Raw genomic sequence first — 16,432 nt, 5'->3', positions numbered from 1 at the left:
GCCGGCAATACCGCGGCCAGAAAATCTAAAGTCCTTGCAGCTTGCGCGATGCAACGACCGCTTCCACCCGGTTGCGTACATTCAGTGCGCGGAAAATGGCAGCGAGGTGAATTTTCACAGTGCCTTCACTGATCCCTAGATCACGCGCAATCAGCTTGTTGGGCTTGCCTTGTGACAGCAAGCGCATGACGTCGATCTGGCGTTCGGTCAATAGTTTGCGCAGACCATCTAGTGAGTGTGAAGGTGCTCCAAGCGGGTTACTGGCGGGGTGTGTGGATAGCCGTGATTCACCGGGATGCCAGCCTTGTGCCTGTGCGTTGGAAAGAAGCAGTGGCGGGATATACACGCCGCCGGCCAGCACCAATCGGATTGCAGACAGCATGACATCCGGTGAGTATGCCTTCGGGATGAAACCCTGCACGCCAATGTCCATCAAGGCCCGCATCAAGCCAACATCTTCCGAGCCCGACAATACAATCACCGGTAGTTGCGGTGCCGCGCTGCGTAGCCACGCCACATGCTCATGGCCGTGGGTGCCGGGCATGGCGATATCGATCAACGCCAGATCCAGCGTTTCGGCATGTGCCTGTACGTGGCTTTCAAACTCATCAAGATTCATCGCCACCACGGTTTCAATGGCAGGATCAAGTTCGGCCAGTTTGAGTTTCACGCCTTCGATGATGAGGCGATGGTCGTCTGCCAGTAGGACTTTCACACAATTCCCCGATATATAGCGCCCAGCGGGGACGCGTTACGTGCGTGATGTGGACGGGCTTCCCCAGATAACCTGTCAGCACGTTGCACGATAGTCGGCACGGGGTATGCAGGGCAAGCTGTCAGCGCCGTTCCAATGGGATAGGCCCAACGGCATATGGTTGCAGGATGCATGCACGCCGAAGAATGCCACGGTGCGCGCCCTGTCTGGTGTGCGAGTCCTGCTGCAACCATTCCAATGTCTGCCATGTCCCGCCAGTACGATGCGTTGCTGTCCGTCCCCCTGTTGGGGGGCTGGGTATGCGCGTTGTTTTTAGGCGGTTTGGCATGCATGGCACAGGCGCAAACGGTGCCGGCATCGCCGATCCCACCGGTGCAAACCCGAGGCCTGTCGGCGCATGCCGCCCGCGATGCGGCCAATGAACAACTGCGGCCGCCGCAGGAAGCAACAACGACATCTGCAACGACACCTGCAACGACACCAAAGCCCGCAGTCCAAGATGCAGTCCAAGATCCAATCAAACCTGCGCCGCGATTGGCGCAAGCCGGACATGATCGTGGCGTGCTGTTCAAAGTGACGCCACCGCCATCCGTGCCGTTACCCGCGGAAGTGGCCACGCAGGGCGCGGGGACTGATGCTGCGTCGCCCGCAGTGGTTGTCCCCCCAGTTGCACCTGTGCCTGCTAGCTACTTACTGGGCACCATCCATTTCGGCACACCCGAAGAGCAAGCGATTGATTACGAGACATTAGGCGCCTTGATCGGCGGGGTAGACAATTTCGTCAACGAGGCCGATGTGAATTCGGCTTGGCTGCCAGCGTTCGACACCTATCGTTGGCTACCGGTGGAAACCCCACTGGGAGGGATGATCGGCAAAGACGATTTGCTGAAAGCGCAAGCTTTGCTACCCAGTGTGCGGCTGCAAGATTTGCAGCGCATGAAACCGTGGGCAGTGCTGGCACTACTGGAAGCGCGCGGCGAAAGCGCAGGGCAGACCAGCATGGACGCACGCTTGCAGCAAGTGGCAGCGGCGGATGGCAAGCATCTGCTGCATCTAGAAACACTGGAACAACAATTGCAGGCACTCGATTGCGTGCCTGCGGCAGAGCACGCCGCAGTCTTGGCCGAGCGCCTGCAAAAATCGTGGGTGCTGCGCATCGAGTCGGCTGAGGCCATGGCGTTTTATCGCAGTCGGAACTTGGATGCCTGGCTGGCCAGCATTGACCGTATGGATGGGTTGAGTGACACCGCCCGCAGTATCGAGCAGCGATCGCGCATCTGTCTGTTGGAAGACCGCAATGCGCGTTGGATTGGCCCATTAGAGACGATTTTTCAGGATGCGCCCAGCTTTGTTGCTGTGGGTGCGATCCATTTGACCGGCACCGATGGTTTGGTGGCACGTTTGCGACGTGATGGCTATACCGTGGAAGCCGTGCCGTTTTGAAGTGTGGTTTGCGTAATACAGAGTTGAGTACTGGTTTGCACATGAAAGGATCAATGGCATGGCTTTTGGCATGAACGGGGACAGGCAGGTGCATTGGGGGCAAGGGGCATTCCTCAGCCCGCAACACTTGCAGGCACAAGATGCTTGGGCGCAGGCATGCAGGCATGCCTTGCATCAACGGGTAACGCCGTTTCCGTGGGGCTTTGAGTCCTTGCGTATTCGCGAGGATGCGCTGGCCAGTGGCATGGTCGATGTCGAGCAATTCACCTTGGTGACCCGTAACGGTGAACGGTTACGTGGCGGTAGTGTCGATACCGCCGGCGGGAATACCCGCGTACCACAGCGCAATATTGCGGACATTCGGGTCAATAGCAGCGACCCGATCACGCTGTACTTGGTGTTCAATTCCGAGCGCACCTTGCAAGGCTTGGCGCAGCGTGAATCCGAACGTGTCACCGCGCGGCACACCTTGGCAACCGACAATCTTGCCGACCCCCATGATCCGCAAGCGCCCGAGGCTTCGGTGGATTTTTTGATGTATCAAGCCAATCTGATCACGGCGGTGGATGAAAACGCCGAGGCCATCGTACGTGGTTCGGACAGCTACAAGCTCGCCGAATTGGTACCTGCTGGGCCGGGCAAGTTCAAACTTTCGGCAGACTATATTCCGCCCACCACCGCGATCCTAGCCTCCCACAACCTGGCCCGCTGGACCCGCGCATTACGCGACTTGCTGGTATCGCGCGGGCAAGACTTTGCCGCGATCAAGCGGCAACGCGGCATTCGTGCGGCATCCACGTCGGCGCAAGAAGTGATGCGCGTGCTGATGATGCAAACGTTTGCTCGCTTCATCCCGATGTTTCAAGAGCATGCCCGCTTGAATACGGTTTCGGCCTACGCGATGTACCAAGACCTGCGGCAACTGGTGGCCGAGTTTTCAGTATTTTCCGAAGACATCGGCTATTTTGGCGAGCTGGCCAGCAACCCGCGTGAAACCGAGCTCCCCGATTACGATCACGATGACTTGCGGCGCTGCTTCCGCATTGGGTTTGATCGTGCAGAGGCGTTGATCAAGGCGCTGACCGTGGGCGCAGAAGTCGGGATTACGCTGGCTTATGACGGCCGTTTTTATCGCGCAGATCTGCCGGTCAACTTGTTTGAAAGCGACAAGACTAGGTTCTATCTGGCGTTTGAATCCGAGCAAAAGGGTGCCGATTTGTTTGCGCGGCTGTCGCGCACTGGCAAGATCGCATCGATGGATGAAATGCCGCGCCTGCTGTCGGCAGCCTTATTTGGTTTGAAGATCGACCTGTTGCCGGTTCCGCCCGAAGAGCTGCCGCAAAAGAGCCCCAACACCACGTATTTCCTGGTCGATACCAATCACCCGTTCTGGCAGATGATCAAAAACGGTCGCAACATCGCTGTGTTCTCGGATCTGCCGCCGGACTCGACCGTCATCAAGCTGTTCCCGGTCGCGGGCCAGGAGTAAGGCATGGCCAGACTGATCCATCATTTTTCTGCAGTTTTCACCTTTGGCTTGGCACTGGACGAAAAAGTCAGCGCCAACCAGGCGGCCGACACTGCCATGTCGGTCGCCACGCGTGCGCGCGAGTTGATCGAACGTGCCAAGTCGGCGGCATTGGCCGATGGCAAGCGCCCTGAACAGGCCGATGACGCCTGCTTTGCGGTGGTGGCATGGATCGACGAAATCATGGCGCGCAACCCGGCGTGGTTGACCAGCGGCACAACCCCGCTGCAGGTATCGATGTTCACCACGAACAACGCGGGGAATGAGTTTTTCACCCATCTCTCCATGCTCAAGCAAGAGCAGGATGAAGTGCGCGAGGTCTATTACCACACCCTGTTGTGCGGGTTTGTCGGTCAGTACTACTACGAAAATGGCGACACTGGCGAACTGGGCAAATTGAAAGAGTTGCACGGTCGGCAGCTGCCCATTGCGCCTGCCGCAATTCATACCCTGCGCGAGGAAAAAATCACCCAGCAGCCGTATTCGGTAGCAGATCCTGCTGGTCCCAAATTGCCACGGCAATGGGACCGCGCCTTGCTGGCCATCGGTGCCTTGCTGGCGTTGTTGATTCCCGTGATTTACCTGATCTACATCCTGCTGGCCGCGCCCAAACCCTCGATCACTGTGCCTGTGCAGCAAGTGGTGGCGAAGTTTGAATGTGCCGATATCAAAACCAGCGTCGATGAAGACAAGGGCACGGTCAAGCTTAGTGGCTATGTGTCACGCCCCGATGACATGTCGGCAGTACGCCAGCAAATCACGTCGATCGAAGGTGTGAAGGCGGTGGACACACAGTTGCAATTACGCATCTGGCCGCATTGTGAGGTTGTGAAATTGCTGGAACCGTTCAAGGCACGTAACGACGACAGCGGCCAGCACTTGGTCATCACTCCCAGCACCGGCCATTCCGACCGTTTCATCGAAGGTGAAAATGTCATCGTGAAGTTGCAACAACCCAATTACGACGGCTATTTATATGTCGATTACTACACCGTCAATGGTGCCGTTGCGCATATCTACCCCAATGCCGGCGAGCCCAATAGTGGCCGCTTATTGAAAGCATTGGAGCAGTTTGAGGTGGGGGCCACTGCAAACAAAATGTGGACAGTCTGCGCTCCATTCGGGCAAGAACTGATCACGGTGATTTCCTCGCCAAAACCGTTGTTCCAAGAGACCTTCCCCGAGGTTCAAATGGACGCGAAAGACTACTTGCCCAAACTGCGCCAAATGTTGGATGCCAACCGTGGTAATGCACAGCTGTTGGCTGCGCATTTGTTCATGCAAACCGAGCCCGAAAACGATCCGAGCAAGAAGCAGGCCGCACTGACTGCTTGTTCAGCACCTGAGGCCGCAGCGCCGCAACCGGAGGCCGCGCAATGAGCCCGCTGAGCATGATCGAAACGCTGTTCTCAACTATCGGTAGCGTGTTCTCACGTATCGGGTATCTCTATCAACAAGGGGCCGATACCGCCAAAAAGCCGTGGTTGCGTCGCATCGTGGTGACATTGCTACTGCTCGCAGTGTTGGCGGGCCTGGTGTTTTTGGCATTGGCCGTACTTCCGCAGTTGCCGATGCGGTTTTGGCAAATCCTTGGCCTTTGCGTGGTGGTGTTGGTGGTGTTGTGGTGGTTTATGGCGGGGCAACGCAAAGCCTCGTTAAAAGGCCGTACTCGCAAGCGTATTGGCGATTTGGGGCCGGCCAACGAAGAGGAAGAACGCGCACCGGTTGCACGCATGACCGCCGCGATTACCGAGGCCAAACGCACCATTGCGCGTGCGCCGGAGATGGCGCAGGGGCGCACGCCGCTGTATCGCATCCCATGGGTATTGTTTGTTGGCGATGGCAGCGCCAATGTCGATGGCCTGCTGCGGGCGGGGAGTGAAGTGTCGCCCTTCCCGGCGTCCGATAAGCCCGCGATGGAAGCCGATGATGTCTGGCGCTGGTGGTTTCACAAGTCGATGATCGCCATCGAAATGCATCCGCGCGTGGTTTGTGACGCAAGTGATCGGCTTGATCGCGGGCTGTGGTACCAAGGCTTGATGAAGCTGGCCGATGAGCGCGAAAAACTGCCGCTCAACGGCATTGTGGTGGCGGTGTCAGTACAGACCTTGCTGGGCCCGGCAGATGCGCTGAAAGACACCGCCACGCGCCTGCGCCGGCTGGTGGACGAAGCGATGGAACACTTGCAGGTGCAGATGCCGGTGTACTTTGTGATCAGTGGTTTGGAGCGACTGCCTGGGTATGCGCAGATGCGCGCCACCTTGCCAGAGGAAGCCTTTGCACAGGCATTGGGTCATCGGTTTACCGAAAGCGAAAACACCAATGCTGCGGCCAGTCGACGGATCGATGAAGTACTCCAACCCATTGAAGACCGCCTGCATGCCTTGCGCATGACCGCTTTGCGCGCGCAGCACGGCCCCCAGCAACGGCGCGCGGTGTTCGATTTCATCGAATCTTTGCGGCAGGCGCGGCCGGGGCTGGCGATGTTCGTGAGTTTGATGCTGGAGGACAACCCATTCCAGCGCACGCCGCGTTGGCGCGGCATGTACTTCGCCGGCGCTGCCGATGCCGCGCATCGTGGGGGCGCTTTTGTAGCGGACTTGTTCACCCGCTTCTTCCCCAGTGACCAATCGCTGGCCGGAACCAGTTTTCGTGGCAATGCCGGGCGCATGGCGATTGCGGGCGCGGGTGTGTTGGCCATGCTGGGCTTGTCGGCTTCGTTTGCCTATGGGCTCAAATCTGCCCATCGCGACGATGCGGCGCTGCTGGCACAAACCCATAGTGCCTGCGCCGAGGTCGCCAATCGCACCTCGACCGGGCGTATTGAATGGGTAGCCAGTTGTGGCCGAACCATCGAAGAGTTAGAGGCCGCACAGGGCGACACCTTGCTGAGTTTCGGCATACGCCGTGCGGATTCCGACATCGCCAAACTACGGCAGCGCGTCATCGATGATTTTGCCAATTTGATCTTGGCACCCGAAGACCAGATGCTGGCCACCGATATTGATCAGCGGCGGGCCGGCATCGAGCATGTGCTGGCCATCACTCAACGGCTGCGACTATTGGAAGAATGCGATAGCAGTAATCCGGTGTGCCGTACCCGCGAGATGAAGAATAACGTCAGCTTCGATGCACGGTCACGCTTATTTGCACCCTTTGTCAGCGCCGATAACGACACCCGGCGAGACCGCAATAATGCAGATGCGTTGTTCGCCACCTATCTGGGTTACCTGAGGTGGCAAAAAAAAAACGTACGTGAGGCCGAGCACGCCAGACTTGAAGGTCTGCTGACACGCTTGCTGGCCAATTACACGCCGCGCGCCGCTGACTTGAAGCAATGGGCGGATGCGCGTGGCGTTGGCATGGATCTGGGGAGTTTCTGGTTGCCGCAAGGTGCCGTGGTTGGCACCGAATCCGGTCAGCTGGCCAGCATTTCCAGCGCCTACACGCGGGACGCGTGGGAAGGTGCGGTCGAGCCGATGTTGGCGACGTTGCGCAAACAAGCGCCCGATCGTGCATCGCGGATGGATGACCTGCGCGAAGCCTACTTCCACGACTATTTCGCGCAATGGGAAAAATTCCAAGCCCGCTTTGGTGATGGCATCACCCTTTGGCGTGGGCGTTATCCGGATCTACTGGCGCGCTCGGGGGGCGTGGATAATCCGTACACACGTTTTTTTGTCGCCGCCCAGCGCAATCTGTACGAGCTACCGTTTGATTGGCCGCTTGCGTCGCGCTGGGCAGCAACATGGGCGCAGATGAAATCCAAGTGGCTGTCATCGTGGCGGCCGTTTGGGCGATTCATTGCCGATTCGTTTCGGTTTGGGGGTGAAAAAGTCACGCCACCCGTGTGGTTGCTGGCCATGCACGATACCCAGGCGGTCGTGTTGAATCGACAAGATGCCGATTATGCGCGTGCCTACCTGCGGTTGCAGGCAGAAGGTTCGGGCGAGGATGTGTATCAACTGGCCTCGGACTTGTTTGCTAGCAAAGGCAAGGCAGAAAAACCGCCGGCGAGCGACTACACCAAATTGATCGAGGCGGTGGACAAGCCCGAAGAAAAATACGCCACCAGCTTCAAAGGCGATGACTTGGCCGCATGGTCGGTGGTGCAGGGGCCGGCGAAATTGCTGTTGTTCTTGACCGTGCACAAAGCCGGTGCCTATGTGCAAGAACGCTGGCGTGAAAGCGTGGTCAAGCCACTTGCCGCACTCCCGCCTGAGCAACAAGTGGATGCGCTGTATGGCCCACAGGGCAAACTGTCAGCCTTTGTCAATGACTGGTTGAAACCTTTCATTTCCGAAAAAGAACGTTTGCCGGTCAAGGTGGATGGTGTGGCCATTCCACTCAGTGGCGCTTATCAGGGCATGGTTGCGGCTGAACGTAAATTCCAGCCAGTGCTGGGGGATGTGGCCCCGTTTTTGGCGGGTAGTTTCACCTTGACCCAACCCAGCCAATTGGGTGCATTGAACGAAGGCAATGAAGGCACCGTGCTGGAGGTCGAATGCCGCGAGCGCGTGTATCGCGCCAACTCGGCCGGGGCGTCCTTGGCCGACGCGACTGCGCAGGTGTTCTGGTCACCCTCCAGTTGCATGCAGGCGCGGGTACGCATCAGCATCGCCACCCCTGCACCAAAGCAGACGGAGGTCAATCCGGTGCAGGAATTCGACCCTGCCACCAGTCAAATGCGGCCAGCAGACACCGCACCTGCGGCGCCTGATTTAAGCCTGGTGCGCACCTATGTAGGTGCCGATGGCTTTGCCGCATTGATCAAAGACTTTACCAGCGGTGCGCATGCCTTTGGCGTGGAAGACTTCCGTGACAGCTACAGCCCGGCGCAATGGACGCAACTACGGCCAAAGCTTGACGCGGCGGGGTTTCGTGGCGCGCGGGTGTTTTTGAAGGTGGAATTGTCAGACGAAATGAAACGATACCTCGGCGCCAGTACAGCACGCGCCGAAGTGCCCAGCGAAATTCTTGAATAAGCCAGTCGCGGAGGATCCATGGCCATTGATGTCAACGAACTGCTCGCCCCAATCCCGGGCAGTGACCCAGCCGGCAGCGATGCCAGTTTTTCCGATCAATTCGACCGCATTCGCGAGGCGCGCCGTGCCGATGACCCCAATCTGACCCAGGGCGAATGGCAAACCGAACTTAAAGTGGCCGACTGGCGCGAAGCGCAGCGGTTGTCTGAAGACATTTTGCAGCGCACCAGCAAGGATTTGCAGGCCGCCGTGTGGCTATGTGAAGCGGTCATTTCGCGGCACGGTCTGGACGGAGCCAAAGACAGCTTCGAGTTGTTGACCGGCTTGCTAGATACGTATTGGGAAGGGCTCTATCCGCGTGCAGATGATGGCGATCTCGAAGAGCGTGCCGGCAAATTGGCTTGGTTCTCTAGCTGGGGAAGCCGTGCGTTGCAGGCGGTGATGCTCAATGATGATCCACAAGGCGTACTGACCTTAGCCAAATGGATCGACTCGCGGGAAGTGGACAACATGGGCCGGCAAAATGCCGACGCCTATCAGGCCGCGATGGACAGCGGGCGTCTCAATGGTGAAGCCTACGATAGCCGCATGCTGGCCACCCCCGATGCAGTGGTGCGCGAGCGTATCGAACAGGTGCAGGCCGCGCGCGATGCGTTCGCCAAGTTCAGTGCGATGTCCGATTCCAGGCTAGGCCGCGAAGCACCAAGTTTGGCGGCAATTGATGATGCCCTGAAGAAAATCCAGACGATTTATTCACGGCTTGCCACGGCGAAGGGCTTTGGCGGTGCTGCTGCCGCCGACGAAGAGCTTACAGAAGGCGCGGTGGCCGGCATGGCCGTAGCGGCAGGCGGCGGGGGCGGTGCACTCAACCTGGGGGCCGTTAATTTGGCTTCAAAAGAGTCCGCATTACGCGCAGTGAGCGATATTGCCGGTTACTTCCGTCGCACTGAGCCGCATAGTCCGGTGGCCTACCTACTCGAGCGCGCAGTGGCTTGGGCCAACATGCCGCTGGAACAATGGTTGGCAGAGGTGGTGCGCGATGACGGTACGCTGTCGTCGATTCGTGAGCGTGTGGGCTTACCACCAAGCTGAAATGCATGCAGCACGTGAATCATCACTCAGGGCGGGCACGTCGAACGGCATATGCCCAAGTCTGGCCGTCCGATGGATGTTTCCCTCGAGTCTGCTTCCTAGACTCATTCAATGTTCTGGAGTGCGCCGCCTTCACTTGGTGCCGCAACAGAAGCAAACCGACCAGTCCAGCAACCCACAACGTGTACGGGGATTCAAATGGCCAAGAAGGAAAGCACGCAGCACAAACTTGATCGCGTTCGCGCCCCGCGCGTGCAACTGACCTACGACGTTGAAGTGGGTGATGCAATCGAGAAAAAAGAGCTGCCGTTCGTTGCCGGCGTGATGGGCAATTTCAGTGGGCAGCCTGCCGAGCCGCTGGCAAAACTGAAAGACCGCAAGTTCGTCAATGTTGACAAAGATAATTTTGACGACGCAATGAAAGGCATGAAGCCGCGGGTGCAGGTGCAGGTTGAAAACAAGCTGGCTGGGGATGGCTCCAAACTGGGCGTCGAACTGAACTTCCGCAGTCTGGAAGATTTCTCGCCCGAACGTGTCGCCAATCAAATCGAGCCGCTGCGCAAGTTGCTGGAGGCCCGCCAGAAGCTGGCCGACCTGCGCAACAAGGCCGCAGGGAATGACAAATTCGAAGATCTGCTCAATGACGTACTGGCCAATACCGACAAAATTGCCCAGCTGAGCAAGGAAGTTGGGCCGAAGTCCGAAGAGTAATTTCCTCCATCCTTGGATGAACCATCGGCACGCTGCCTGAATTTTTGATCCCGAACTGCAACCGAGCACACAACATGGCCAATACCGAAACCCAAGCTGCATCTTCCACCACCGCCGAAGCCGCTGAAGGCGGGCTGCTGGATCAAATCCTGACCCAGAGCAAAATCGCTCGTTCGGATACCGAACGGAGCCGCGCACGCGACCTGATTGCCGAGTTGGTTGCGCAGGTCAGTGACGGGGCGATGGTGGTGTCGAAAGATGCAATTGGGGCATTGGACGCACGTATCGCCGAAATCGACCGTGTGTTGTCAGATCAACTATCCGAAGTGATGCACGCGCCTGAATTTCAGCAGTTGGAAGGTAGCTGGCGCGGCTTGAAATATCTGGTGGACAATTCTGAAACCAGCACCACTTTGAAGATCAAAGTCTTCAATACCACCAAAAAAGAGCTGGTCAAAGACTTCAAAAACGCCTCGGATTTTGACCAAGGCACACTGTTCAAAAAGTTGTATGAAGAAGAGTACGGCACCTTCGGCGGTGCGCCGTTTGCCACATTGATTGGTGATTTTGAGTTCGGTCGCCATCCCGAAGACATGTATCTGCTGGAAGAAATTTCGCATGTCTGCGCCGCCGCACACGCCCCATTCCTGAGCGCCGCCTCACCTGAGCTGCTGGGCTTTGACGATTTCACCGAACTCTCTGGCCCGCGTGATCTGGCCAAGATTTTCGATACCGTTGAATACGCCAAGTGGAAGAGCTTCCGCGCCTCCGAAGATTCGCGCTATGTGGGCCTGGCAATGCCGCATGTGCTGGGTCGCCTGCCGTATGGCCCGGATACCGATCCGGTGGAAGCCTTCAATTTTGTTGAGCGTACCGACGGAACCGAGCACGGCAAATATCTGTGGATGAATGCCGCATATGCACTGGGTACCAAGGTCACCGACGCCTTCGCCAAGTACGGTTGGTGCGCGGCTATCCGTGGTGTGGAAGGCGGCGGCCTGGTCGAAGGTCTGCCAACGCACACCTTTGCAACCGACGATGGCGAAGTGGCGCTGAAGTGCCCCACCGAAATCGCGATCACCGATCGTCGCGAAAAAGAACTCGCGGACTTGGGCATGATTCCGCTGGTGCACTGCAAAGGCACCGACTATGCAGCGTTCTTCTCCACCCAGTCGGCACAGAAGGCCAAGGAATACAACACCGATGCGGCGAACGCCAATGCGCGCTTGTCTTCGCAGTTGCAGTACATCTTTGCAGTGAGCCGTATCGCGCACTATCTGAAGTCGATGATGCGCGACAAGATCGGTAGCTTCGCCAGTAAATCCAGTGTCGAAATGTTCCTGAATAACTGGATTGCCCAATACGTGTTGCTGGATGACAACGCCTCGCAGGAAATGAAGGCGCAATACCCGCTGCGCGAAGCCCGCGTGGATGTGGTGGAAGTGCCTGGCAAGCCGGGTGCGTACAAATCAGTCGCTTTCCTGCGTCCGCACTATCAACTCGATGAGCTCAGTGTGTCGCTGCGTATGGTCGCAGAGCTGCCGAAGTCAGCACGCTAATTTTTCAAGTTTCGTAATGTAATTTCAAATCCCACTCATGGAGAATCACAATGTCTAGCGATATTTTCATCAAAATCGACGGAATCGACGGCGAATCCGCAGATGCCAAGCACAAAGGCGAGATCGATGTGTTGGCATGGTCGATTGGTGCCACCAACTCTGGCTCGATGGCCTATGGCGGCGGCGGCGGTACCGGTAAAGTCTCATTCCAGGATTTGACCATCACCAAGCGCATCGACAAGAGCAGCCCGAAGGTGATGGAAAAGTGCGCAGATGGTACACACATCAAAAAGGCGGTCTTGATTGCACGTAAGCAAGGTGGGCAGCAGATGGATTACCTCAAGATCACCTTGACCGATCTGCTGGTATCGAGCATTTCGATGTCGGGTTCGGGCGATGATTCGGAAACCGTGTCATTGAATTTCGGCCATATCGAATACACCTACACCGCGCAGAAGCAGGATGGGTCGAAGGAAGGCGATACCGGCATGAAGTGGAACATCAAGAAGAACGACAAGAGCGGCGCATAACGCGCCCTGCCCATGCGTGGCTTGATGGATCGCTTGGTCGATGCACCCCTGCCGGAAGATTCCGGCAGGGGTGTTTCTATGAGTGATATTCGTAAGGGCATCGCGGCCGATCTTGAAAATTTGCTCAATACGCGGTCGGAAGGCGCGCGTCTGATTCCGGAAACTTACAAGGAATGTCGCGCTTCGTCGCTGACCTTTGGAATTCTCGATTTTTCTGCGTATAGCTTGCTGAGCCCACAAGATCGTGATCGCATTCGTCGTTCACTGGAGCAGGCGATCAGCCTGCACGAAGGCCGGCTGTCACGGGTTCGGGTGACTTTGGAGCCACAGCGTGAATTGGATCGCGCCCTGCGGTTCCGTGTGGATGCAATGATGGAGCTGGGGCCAGACAATGAGAAAGTGCAGTTCGATGCAGTCCTGCAATTGAACTCGCAAAACTACATGGTGCGCTGAGCGTTGTATTGCTGATTACGACTCGGCATCCAGCAAGGCCATGCGCGCCGCCAAGTGCAGCCCGTCTTCCAGTTGACTGGCAATCTGCTGCTGCCACCATTCCGTACTTTGCAAGCTTGGGGTGCCATCGGCTCCCGGCACTGCAATGTTCGTCATGCGTTCGACCAGTGCCTGCAATAGCGCAGGGCGATCGCGCTCGCCATCTAGTAATTTGACTAATTCCAGCCCAAGCTGACTATCCAGCCGCACCAGCGATGGGCGCAAACTGGCGATCATGTCCTGCCCAAGCTCCAGCTGCAAACGCGACAATCGGTTCAAACGGGGACGTAGCCCCGGGGCATCGGCGAATGCGGGGGCATCGCAGTGCAAAGTCAAAAGCCCGTATTCAAAGGCGATCAATAGTGCTTTACAGAGCGTACTTTCGGCGTCCTGTCGCGCGCCCGGCTGCTCTGACTTGCTAGGGAAATGGCGCAGAAGCTGTTCAACGCGAAGTGGATTTGGAAATGCGTGGCCAACTGCATTCAATACGTCGGCAACTTCTGCATTGGGAGTCGTCAATGCAGCTCCGCTACTGCTACAAAACCGCCGCAGGCCGGGGTGAGCTTTGCCAAGGTCGGAGTTTGCGAATGCAGTGTCTTCGTGTAGTTGTCCGATGACTTGCAAAGGCAAAATAGCGTGCGCGTGGGGTGGTCTGGCGATCGTGGCCTGCTGCCGACATAGCAGCGTTTGGCGGAAGCGACGGCCTTTCAGATAGTCCAAATACTGCTCGCGGCGGACCACGTCGTCACCGGCTATTGCTGTCAGACTTGCGGCAGTGTCTTCCGAGAGTGATGCGCCACTGGAGTCGTGGTATTCGGCTTCGGCCAAAAAGGTTAGGCCGTGCGCGTGTGCGCGTGCTGCGAATTCGCTGATCGAGTAGGGCAAGTTCAATTCGGCCAGATCATCGTGGTAGAACACCGAGGATGCTGTCTTTTCGAGTAGATCCTGCGCTTCGTGGCGAACGACATCGGCATAAGGCGTGTGTGTGGTGACCGACGTGGCCAACCAAGCCAGAAATTTCTGTGCGGCTGCAATTTTTTGATGGGGATCTTCAATGCCTGCGGTATGTTGCCGCAGCATGTCCCACATCATGCGCCGCAGGTGGCAGCCGGGCAGCGCGTTGTAGCTGATATAGGCAATGCCGTCTGCGGCAAGGCTGCGTTGGCACAGTGCCAGCAGGGTGTCTTGCACTGGGACGGGCACCCAAGAAAAAAACCCGTGGGCGACGATGTAGTCAAATAGCAGTGCACCGCTGTCCCAGTGGCAAACATCGACCGCATGCAATTGCAGATTGGACAGGCCCAGTTGCGCACGCATTGCTTCGCCGCGTGCGATAGCGGCCTGCGATAAATCCACGCCTACAAACTGCGCCTGCGGGTAGGCCTGCGCCAACGTGAGTAGTTGCAGGGCATCGCCGCAGCCGATTTCCAGCAAGCGGCAATGCGTGGGCGAACGTGTGGCAAGCCCGTGCAGCTGGCCAATGGCAGCTATCCGCGAGGGATGCATTTGCGGAAAAATCAGCGCCGGGTATTGCAGGGCGTCATAGGCGAAGACATCGGTCATGGGTGTTCCTCTCTGGGCGGTGCCTTGGCGGCCAATACGGATGCCAGCATCGCTTCTCGCAGGCGTTGTGGGGCAACCGGTTTGAACAACACCGGGATGCGTTTGGAGGTGATGGCCTCGATACGATCAGGACGGGTTTCGCCGGTCACCAGCAATCGTGCAAACGCAGGGTGTAGAGGGTCGCAGCGATAGCGGCGGCTGACGGCATCCATCACGTCCAGGCCGCTGAGGTTTTGGCCAAGATGCAAGTCGCTGATAAGCAAATCCGGTGGGGTGCTCCAGTCTTCAATCTGCGCAAGTGCGGTGTCGATATCGTAGGCAGTGCGCACCTCGCAATTCCATTCCAGCAGCAGTGCGCGAAGTCCTTCCAAAATGCTGGGTTCATCATCGATGGCCAGCACCCGCAGGCCACTGATGTCGAGCGGAAATTCAAAGCTGTCGATGGTGGTTAATGCCGTTTCGGTGCTGCGCGCAAGTGTGATGGAGACCAACGTGCCGCGCCCAGGTCGCGACGATAGCGTCAATGCACAGCCACAAAGTTCCGCCAAGCGACGCACGGTTGCCAACCCAAGGCCTAGCCCGCGTTTGCGTTCACCGACGGCAACGGTGGCCTGCTTGACCTGATAAAACTCATCGAACACCCGTTGCTGGTGTTCGGGCGCAATGCCGCAGCCGGTATCCCAGACATCGATACGAACCTGCTGGTGGTCTTGATGGCGCACACCAATCAGAACGCCGCCGCTATCGGTGTAGCGCAGCGCGTTGCTGACCAGATTGTTGAGAATGCGTGCCAGCATGGTGCGGTCGCCGCGCACCCACGCATCGGTTTTGCGCACCACCAGTCGCAGCCCACGGGATTCGGCCAGCATGCGGAAATTGCGGCTGACTTCGTCGAACACATCATCCAGCCGCACGTCGGTTTCGCTGGCCTGCATGCTGCCGGACTCCAGTCGCGACAAGTCCAGCAGTTCGGCAAACAGTTGATCCAGCGACGCCACACACTCTTGGATATGCATGATCCGGGTGATTTTGTCCGGATCGGTTTCGCCAGCGCGCAGGGTTGAGGAAAATAACGTCAGCGCATACAGCGGTTGTCGCAGGTCGTGGCTGGCCGCGGCCAACAGGCGCGCGCGCGACAGGCTGGCCGATTGCAGTTTGGCGTTCTTTTCGGCCAGTTCAATACTGGTACGCCCAAGCGCGCTTTGCATTCTGTTTTGCATATGCGCCACAGACTTTTCGGCCTCGTGAATGGCGTGCTGTAGCTTCCACAGGGGATTATTTTGATGATCAAGCGCCAACTGCACCGGCTCACCATTGCCTAAGCGTTGTACTGCCAAAGTCAGTGTGTGGAGCGCGATCCGAAACCGCCTAGCGATGCCCCAACTGATTGCCAAAACCAAACCCACCGCCACCAGCAGCATTCCACCGGCTTGCCATAGCAGCGTATGAAATTGCCCGGCAGGCAATTGCGCTTTCAGTGGCAATGCCGCCAATGCCAGCAGGCCAAAGGCTAGCAATGCCGCCAGAATCAGTGGCAGCACCACTGCTACCGCCCACTGCCGCAGCAGCGATGGCGCCTGCGATGCAGCCACCCGTGGGTCGGGAACATGAGCGCGTGGTGACTGCATATGCATATCGAAATGACCGTTGCCGTTCATTACGCAATTTGCGTGGATGCGGGGCCAGATGCAAATCGTGGTCTGCGTCGTGGGTGCGCGCCGCCTACTGCGAGTTTCTGCATTGTAGGGACCGAGTAGGGATTTTTGCCGTGAAGCCGGATGTTAGACCCCCCAAACGAAAAACCCCACACCGGC

12 protein-coding genes are annotated in these 16,432 nt (G+C 57.7%); 9 read left to right on the top strand and 3 right to left on the bottom strand.

Features of this window, described 5'->3' with window-relative positions; all coding sequences use genetic code 11:
* Nucleotides 1–25: 25 nt before the first annotated feature.
* Nucleotides 26–715, bottom strand: coding sequence for a LuxR C-terminal-related transcriptional regulator (locus PK789_RS01585; protein ID WP_324306576.1), 690 nt, complete (start codon nucleotides 713–715; stop codon nucleotides 26–28).
* Nucleotides 716–961: 246 nt separating this feature from the next.
* Here PK789_RS01585 and PK789_RS01580 point away from each other — a divergent pair, with 246 nt between their 5' ends.
* The 9 genes from PK789_RS01580 to tssE all read left to right on the top strand — a co-directional run bounded on the left by PK789_RS01580 (nucleotide 962) and on the right by tssE (nucleotide 13,016).
* Nucleotides 962–2,158, top strand: a complete 1,197-nt coding sequence (locus PK789_RS01580; protein ID WP_324306575.1) for a TraB/GumN family protein — start codon at nucleotides 962–964, stop codon at nucleotides 2,156–2,158.
* A 70-nt stretch (nucleotides 2,159–2,228) separates the two neighbouring features.
* Entirely contained in the window at nucleotides 2,229–3,647 is a 1,419-nt protein-coding gene (tssK, locus tag PK789_RS01575; RefSeq protein WP_324306574.1) for a type VI secretion system baseplate subunit TssK, read from the top strand.
* 3 nt (nucleotides 3,648–3,650) lie between these two features.
* Nucleotides 3,651–5,066 (top strand): DotU family type IV/VI secretion system protein, encoded by a 1,416-nt coding sequence (locus PK789_RS01570; protein WP_324306573.1) that lies wholly within the window; start codon nucleotides 3,651–3,653, stop codon nucleotides 5,064–5,066.
* On the top strand, nucleotides 5,063–8,671 hold the full coding sequence (locus PK789_RS01565) for a type VI secretion protein IcmF/TssM N-terminal domain-containing protein (protein WP_324306572.1): 3,609 nt from the start codon (nucleotides 5,063–5,065) through the stop codon (nucleotides 8,669–8,671). The genes PK789_RS01570 and PK789_RS01565 overlap by 4 nt, the downstream gene beginning before the upstream one ends.
* Nucleotides 8,672–8,689: 18 nt before the next feature.
* A complete protein-coding gene (gene tssA, locus PK789_RS01560; protein WP_324306571.1) occupies nucleotides 8,690–9,763 on the top strand; it encodes a type VI secretion system protein TssA in 1,074 nt (357 codons plus the stop codon).
* Nucleotides 9,764–9,961: 198 nt separating this feature from the next.
* Nucleotides 9,962–10,474 carry a type VI secretion system contractile sheath small subunit gene (gene tssB / locus PK789_RS01555; protein WP_324306570.1) on the top strand — a complete coding sequence of 171 codons (513 nt, stop codon included), beginning with the start codon at nucleotides 9,962–9,964 and terminating at the stop codon, nucleotides 10,472–10,474.
* A 74-nt stretch (nucleotides 10,475–10,548) separates the two neighbouring features.
* On the top strand, nucleotides 10,549–12,033 hold the full coding sequence (gene tssC, locus PK789_RS01550) for a type VI secretion system contractile sheath large subunit (RefSeq protein ID WP_324306569.1): 1,485 nt from the start codon (nucleotides 10,549–10,551) through the stop codon (nucleotides 12,031–12,033).
* 50 nt (nucleotides 12,034–12,083) lie between these two features.
* Nucleotides 12,084–12,563, top strand: coding sequence for an Hcp family type VI secretion system effector (locus tag PK789_RS01545; RefSeq protein ID WP_324306568.1), 480 nt, complete (start codon nucleotides 12,084–12,086; stop codon nucleotides 12,561–12,563).
* Nucleotides 12,564–12,575: 12 nt separating this feature from the next.
* Entirely contained in the window at nucleotides 12,576–13,016 is a 441-nt protein-coding gene (gene tssE, locus PK789_RS01540; protein WP_324306567.1) for a type VI secretion system baseplate subunit TssE, read from the top strand.
* A gap of 15 nt (nucleotides 13,017–13,031) precedes the next feature.
* On the opposite strand, the gene PK789_RS01535 is transcribed toward tssE, so the two are convergent.
* Both PK789_RS01535 and PK789_RS01530 read right to left on the bottom strand, forming a co-directional pair.
* A complete protein-coding gene (locus tag PK789_RS01535; RefSeq protein ID WP_324306566.1) occupies nucleotides 13,032–14,618 on the bottom strand; it encodes a methyltransferase regulatory domain-containing protein in 1,587 nt (528 codons plus the stop codon).
* Nucleotides 14,615–16,276, bottom strand: coding sequence for an ATP-binding response regulator (locus PK789_RS01530; protein WP_324306565.1), 1,662 nt, complete (start codon nucleotides 16,274–16,276; stop codon nucleotides 14,615–14,617). The genes PK789_RS01535 and PK789_RS01530 overlap by 4 nt, the downstream gene beginning before the upstream one ends.
* Nucleotides 16,277–16,432 lie beyond the last annotated feature (156 nt).

Origin of the sequence: Thermomonas sp. (assembly GCF_035369645.1) — a bacterium.
In the GTDB taxonomy this organism is placed as follows: Bacteria; Pseudomonadota; Gammaproteobacteria; order Xanthomonadales; family Xanthomonadaceae; genus Thermomonas.
This window is presented reverse-complemented; position numbering and strand designations above follow the sequence as displayed.

What these genes read in the sequence shown, in the direction of transcription:
- tssE (WP_324306567.1), top strand. Translation starts at nt 12,576, where the DNA reads ATGCGTGGCTTGATGGATCGCTTGGTCGATGCACCCCTGCCGGAAGAT.
- PK789_RS01580 (WP_324306575.1), top strand. Translation starts at nt 962, where the DNA reads ATGTCCCGCCAGTACGATGCGTTGCTGTCCGTCCCCCTGTTGGGGGGC.
- PK789_RS01545 (WP_324306568.1), top strand. Translation starts at nt 12,084, where the DNA reads ATGTCTAGCGATATTTTCATCAAAATCGACGGAATCGACGGCGAATCC.
- tssA (WP_324306571.1), top strand. Translation starts at nt 8,690, where the DNA reads ATGGCCATTGATGTCAACGAACTGCTCGCCCCAATCCCGGGCAGTGAC.
- tssK (WP_324306574.1), top strand. Translation starts at nt 2,229, where the DNA reads ATGAACGGGGACAGGCAGGTGCATTGGGGGCAAGGGGCATTCCTCAGC.
- PK789_RS01530 (WP_324306565.1), bottom strand. Translation starts at nt 16,276, where the DNA reads ATGAACGGCAACGGTCATTTCGATATGCATATGCAGTCACCACGCGCT.
- PK789_RS01565 (WP_324306572.1), top strand. Translation starts at nt 5,063, where the DNA reads ATGAGCCCGCTGAGCATGATCGAAACGCTGTTCTCAACTATCGGTAGC.
- tssC (WP_324306569.1), top strand. Translation starts at nt 10,549, where the DNA reads ATGGCCAATACCGAAACCCAAGCTGCATCTTCCACCACCGCCGAAGCC.
- PK789_RS01535 (WP_324306566.1), bottom strand. Translation starts at nt 14,618, where the DNA reads ATGACCGATGTCTTCGCCTATGACGCCCTGCAATACCCGGCGCTGATT.
- PK789_RS01570 (WP_324306573.1), top strand. Translation starts at nt 3,651, where the DNA reads ATGGCCAGACTGATCCATCATTTTTCTGCAGTTTTCACCTTTGGCTTG.
- tssB (WP_324306570.1), top strand. Translation starts at nt 9,962, where the DNA reads ATGGCCAAGAAGGAAAGCACGCAGCACAAACTTGATCGCGTTCGCGCC.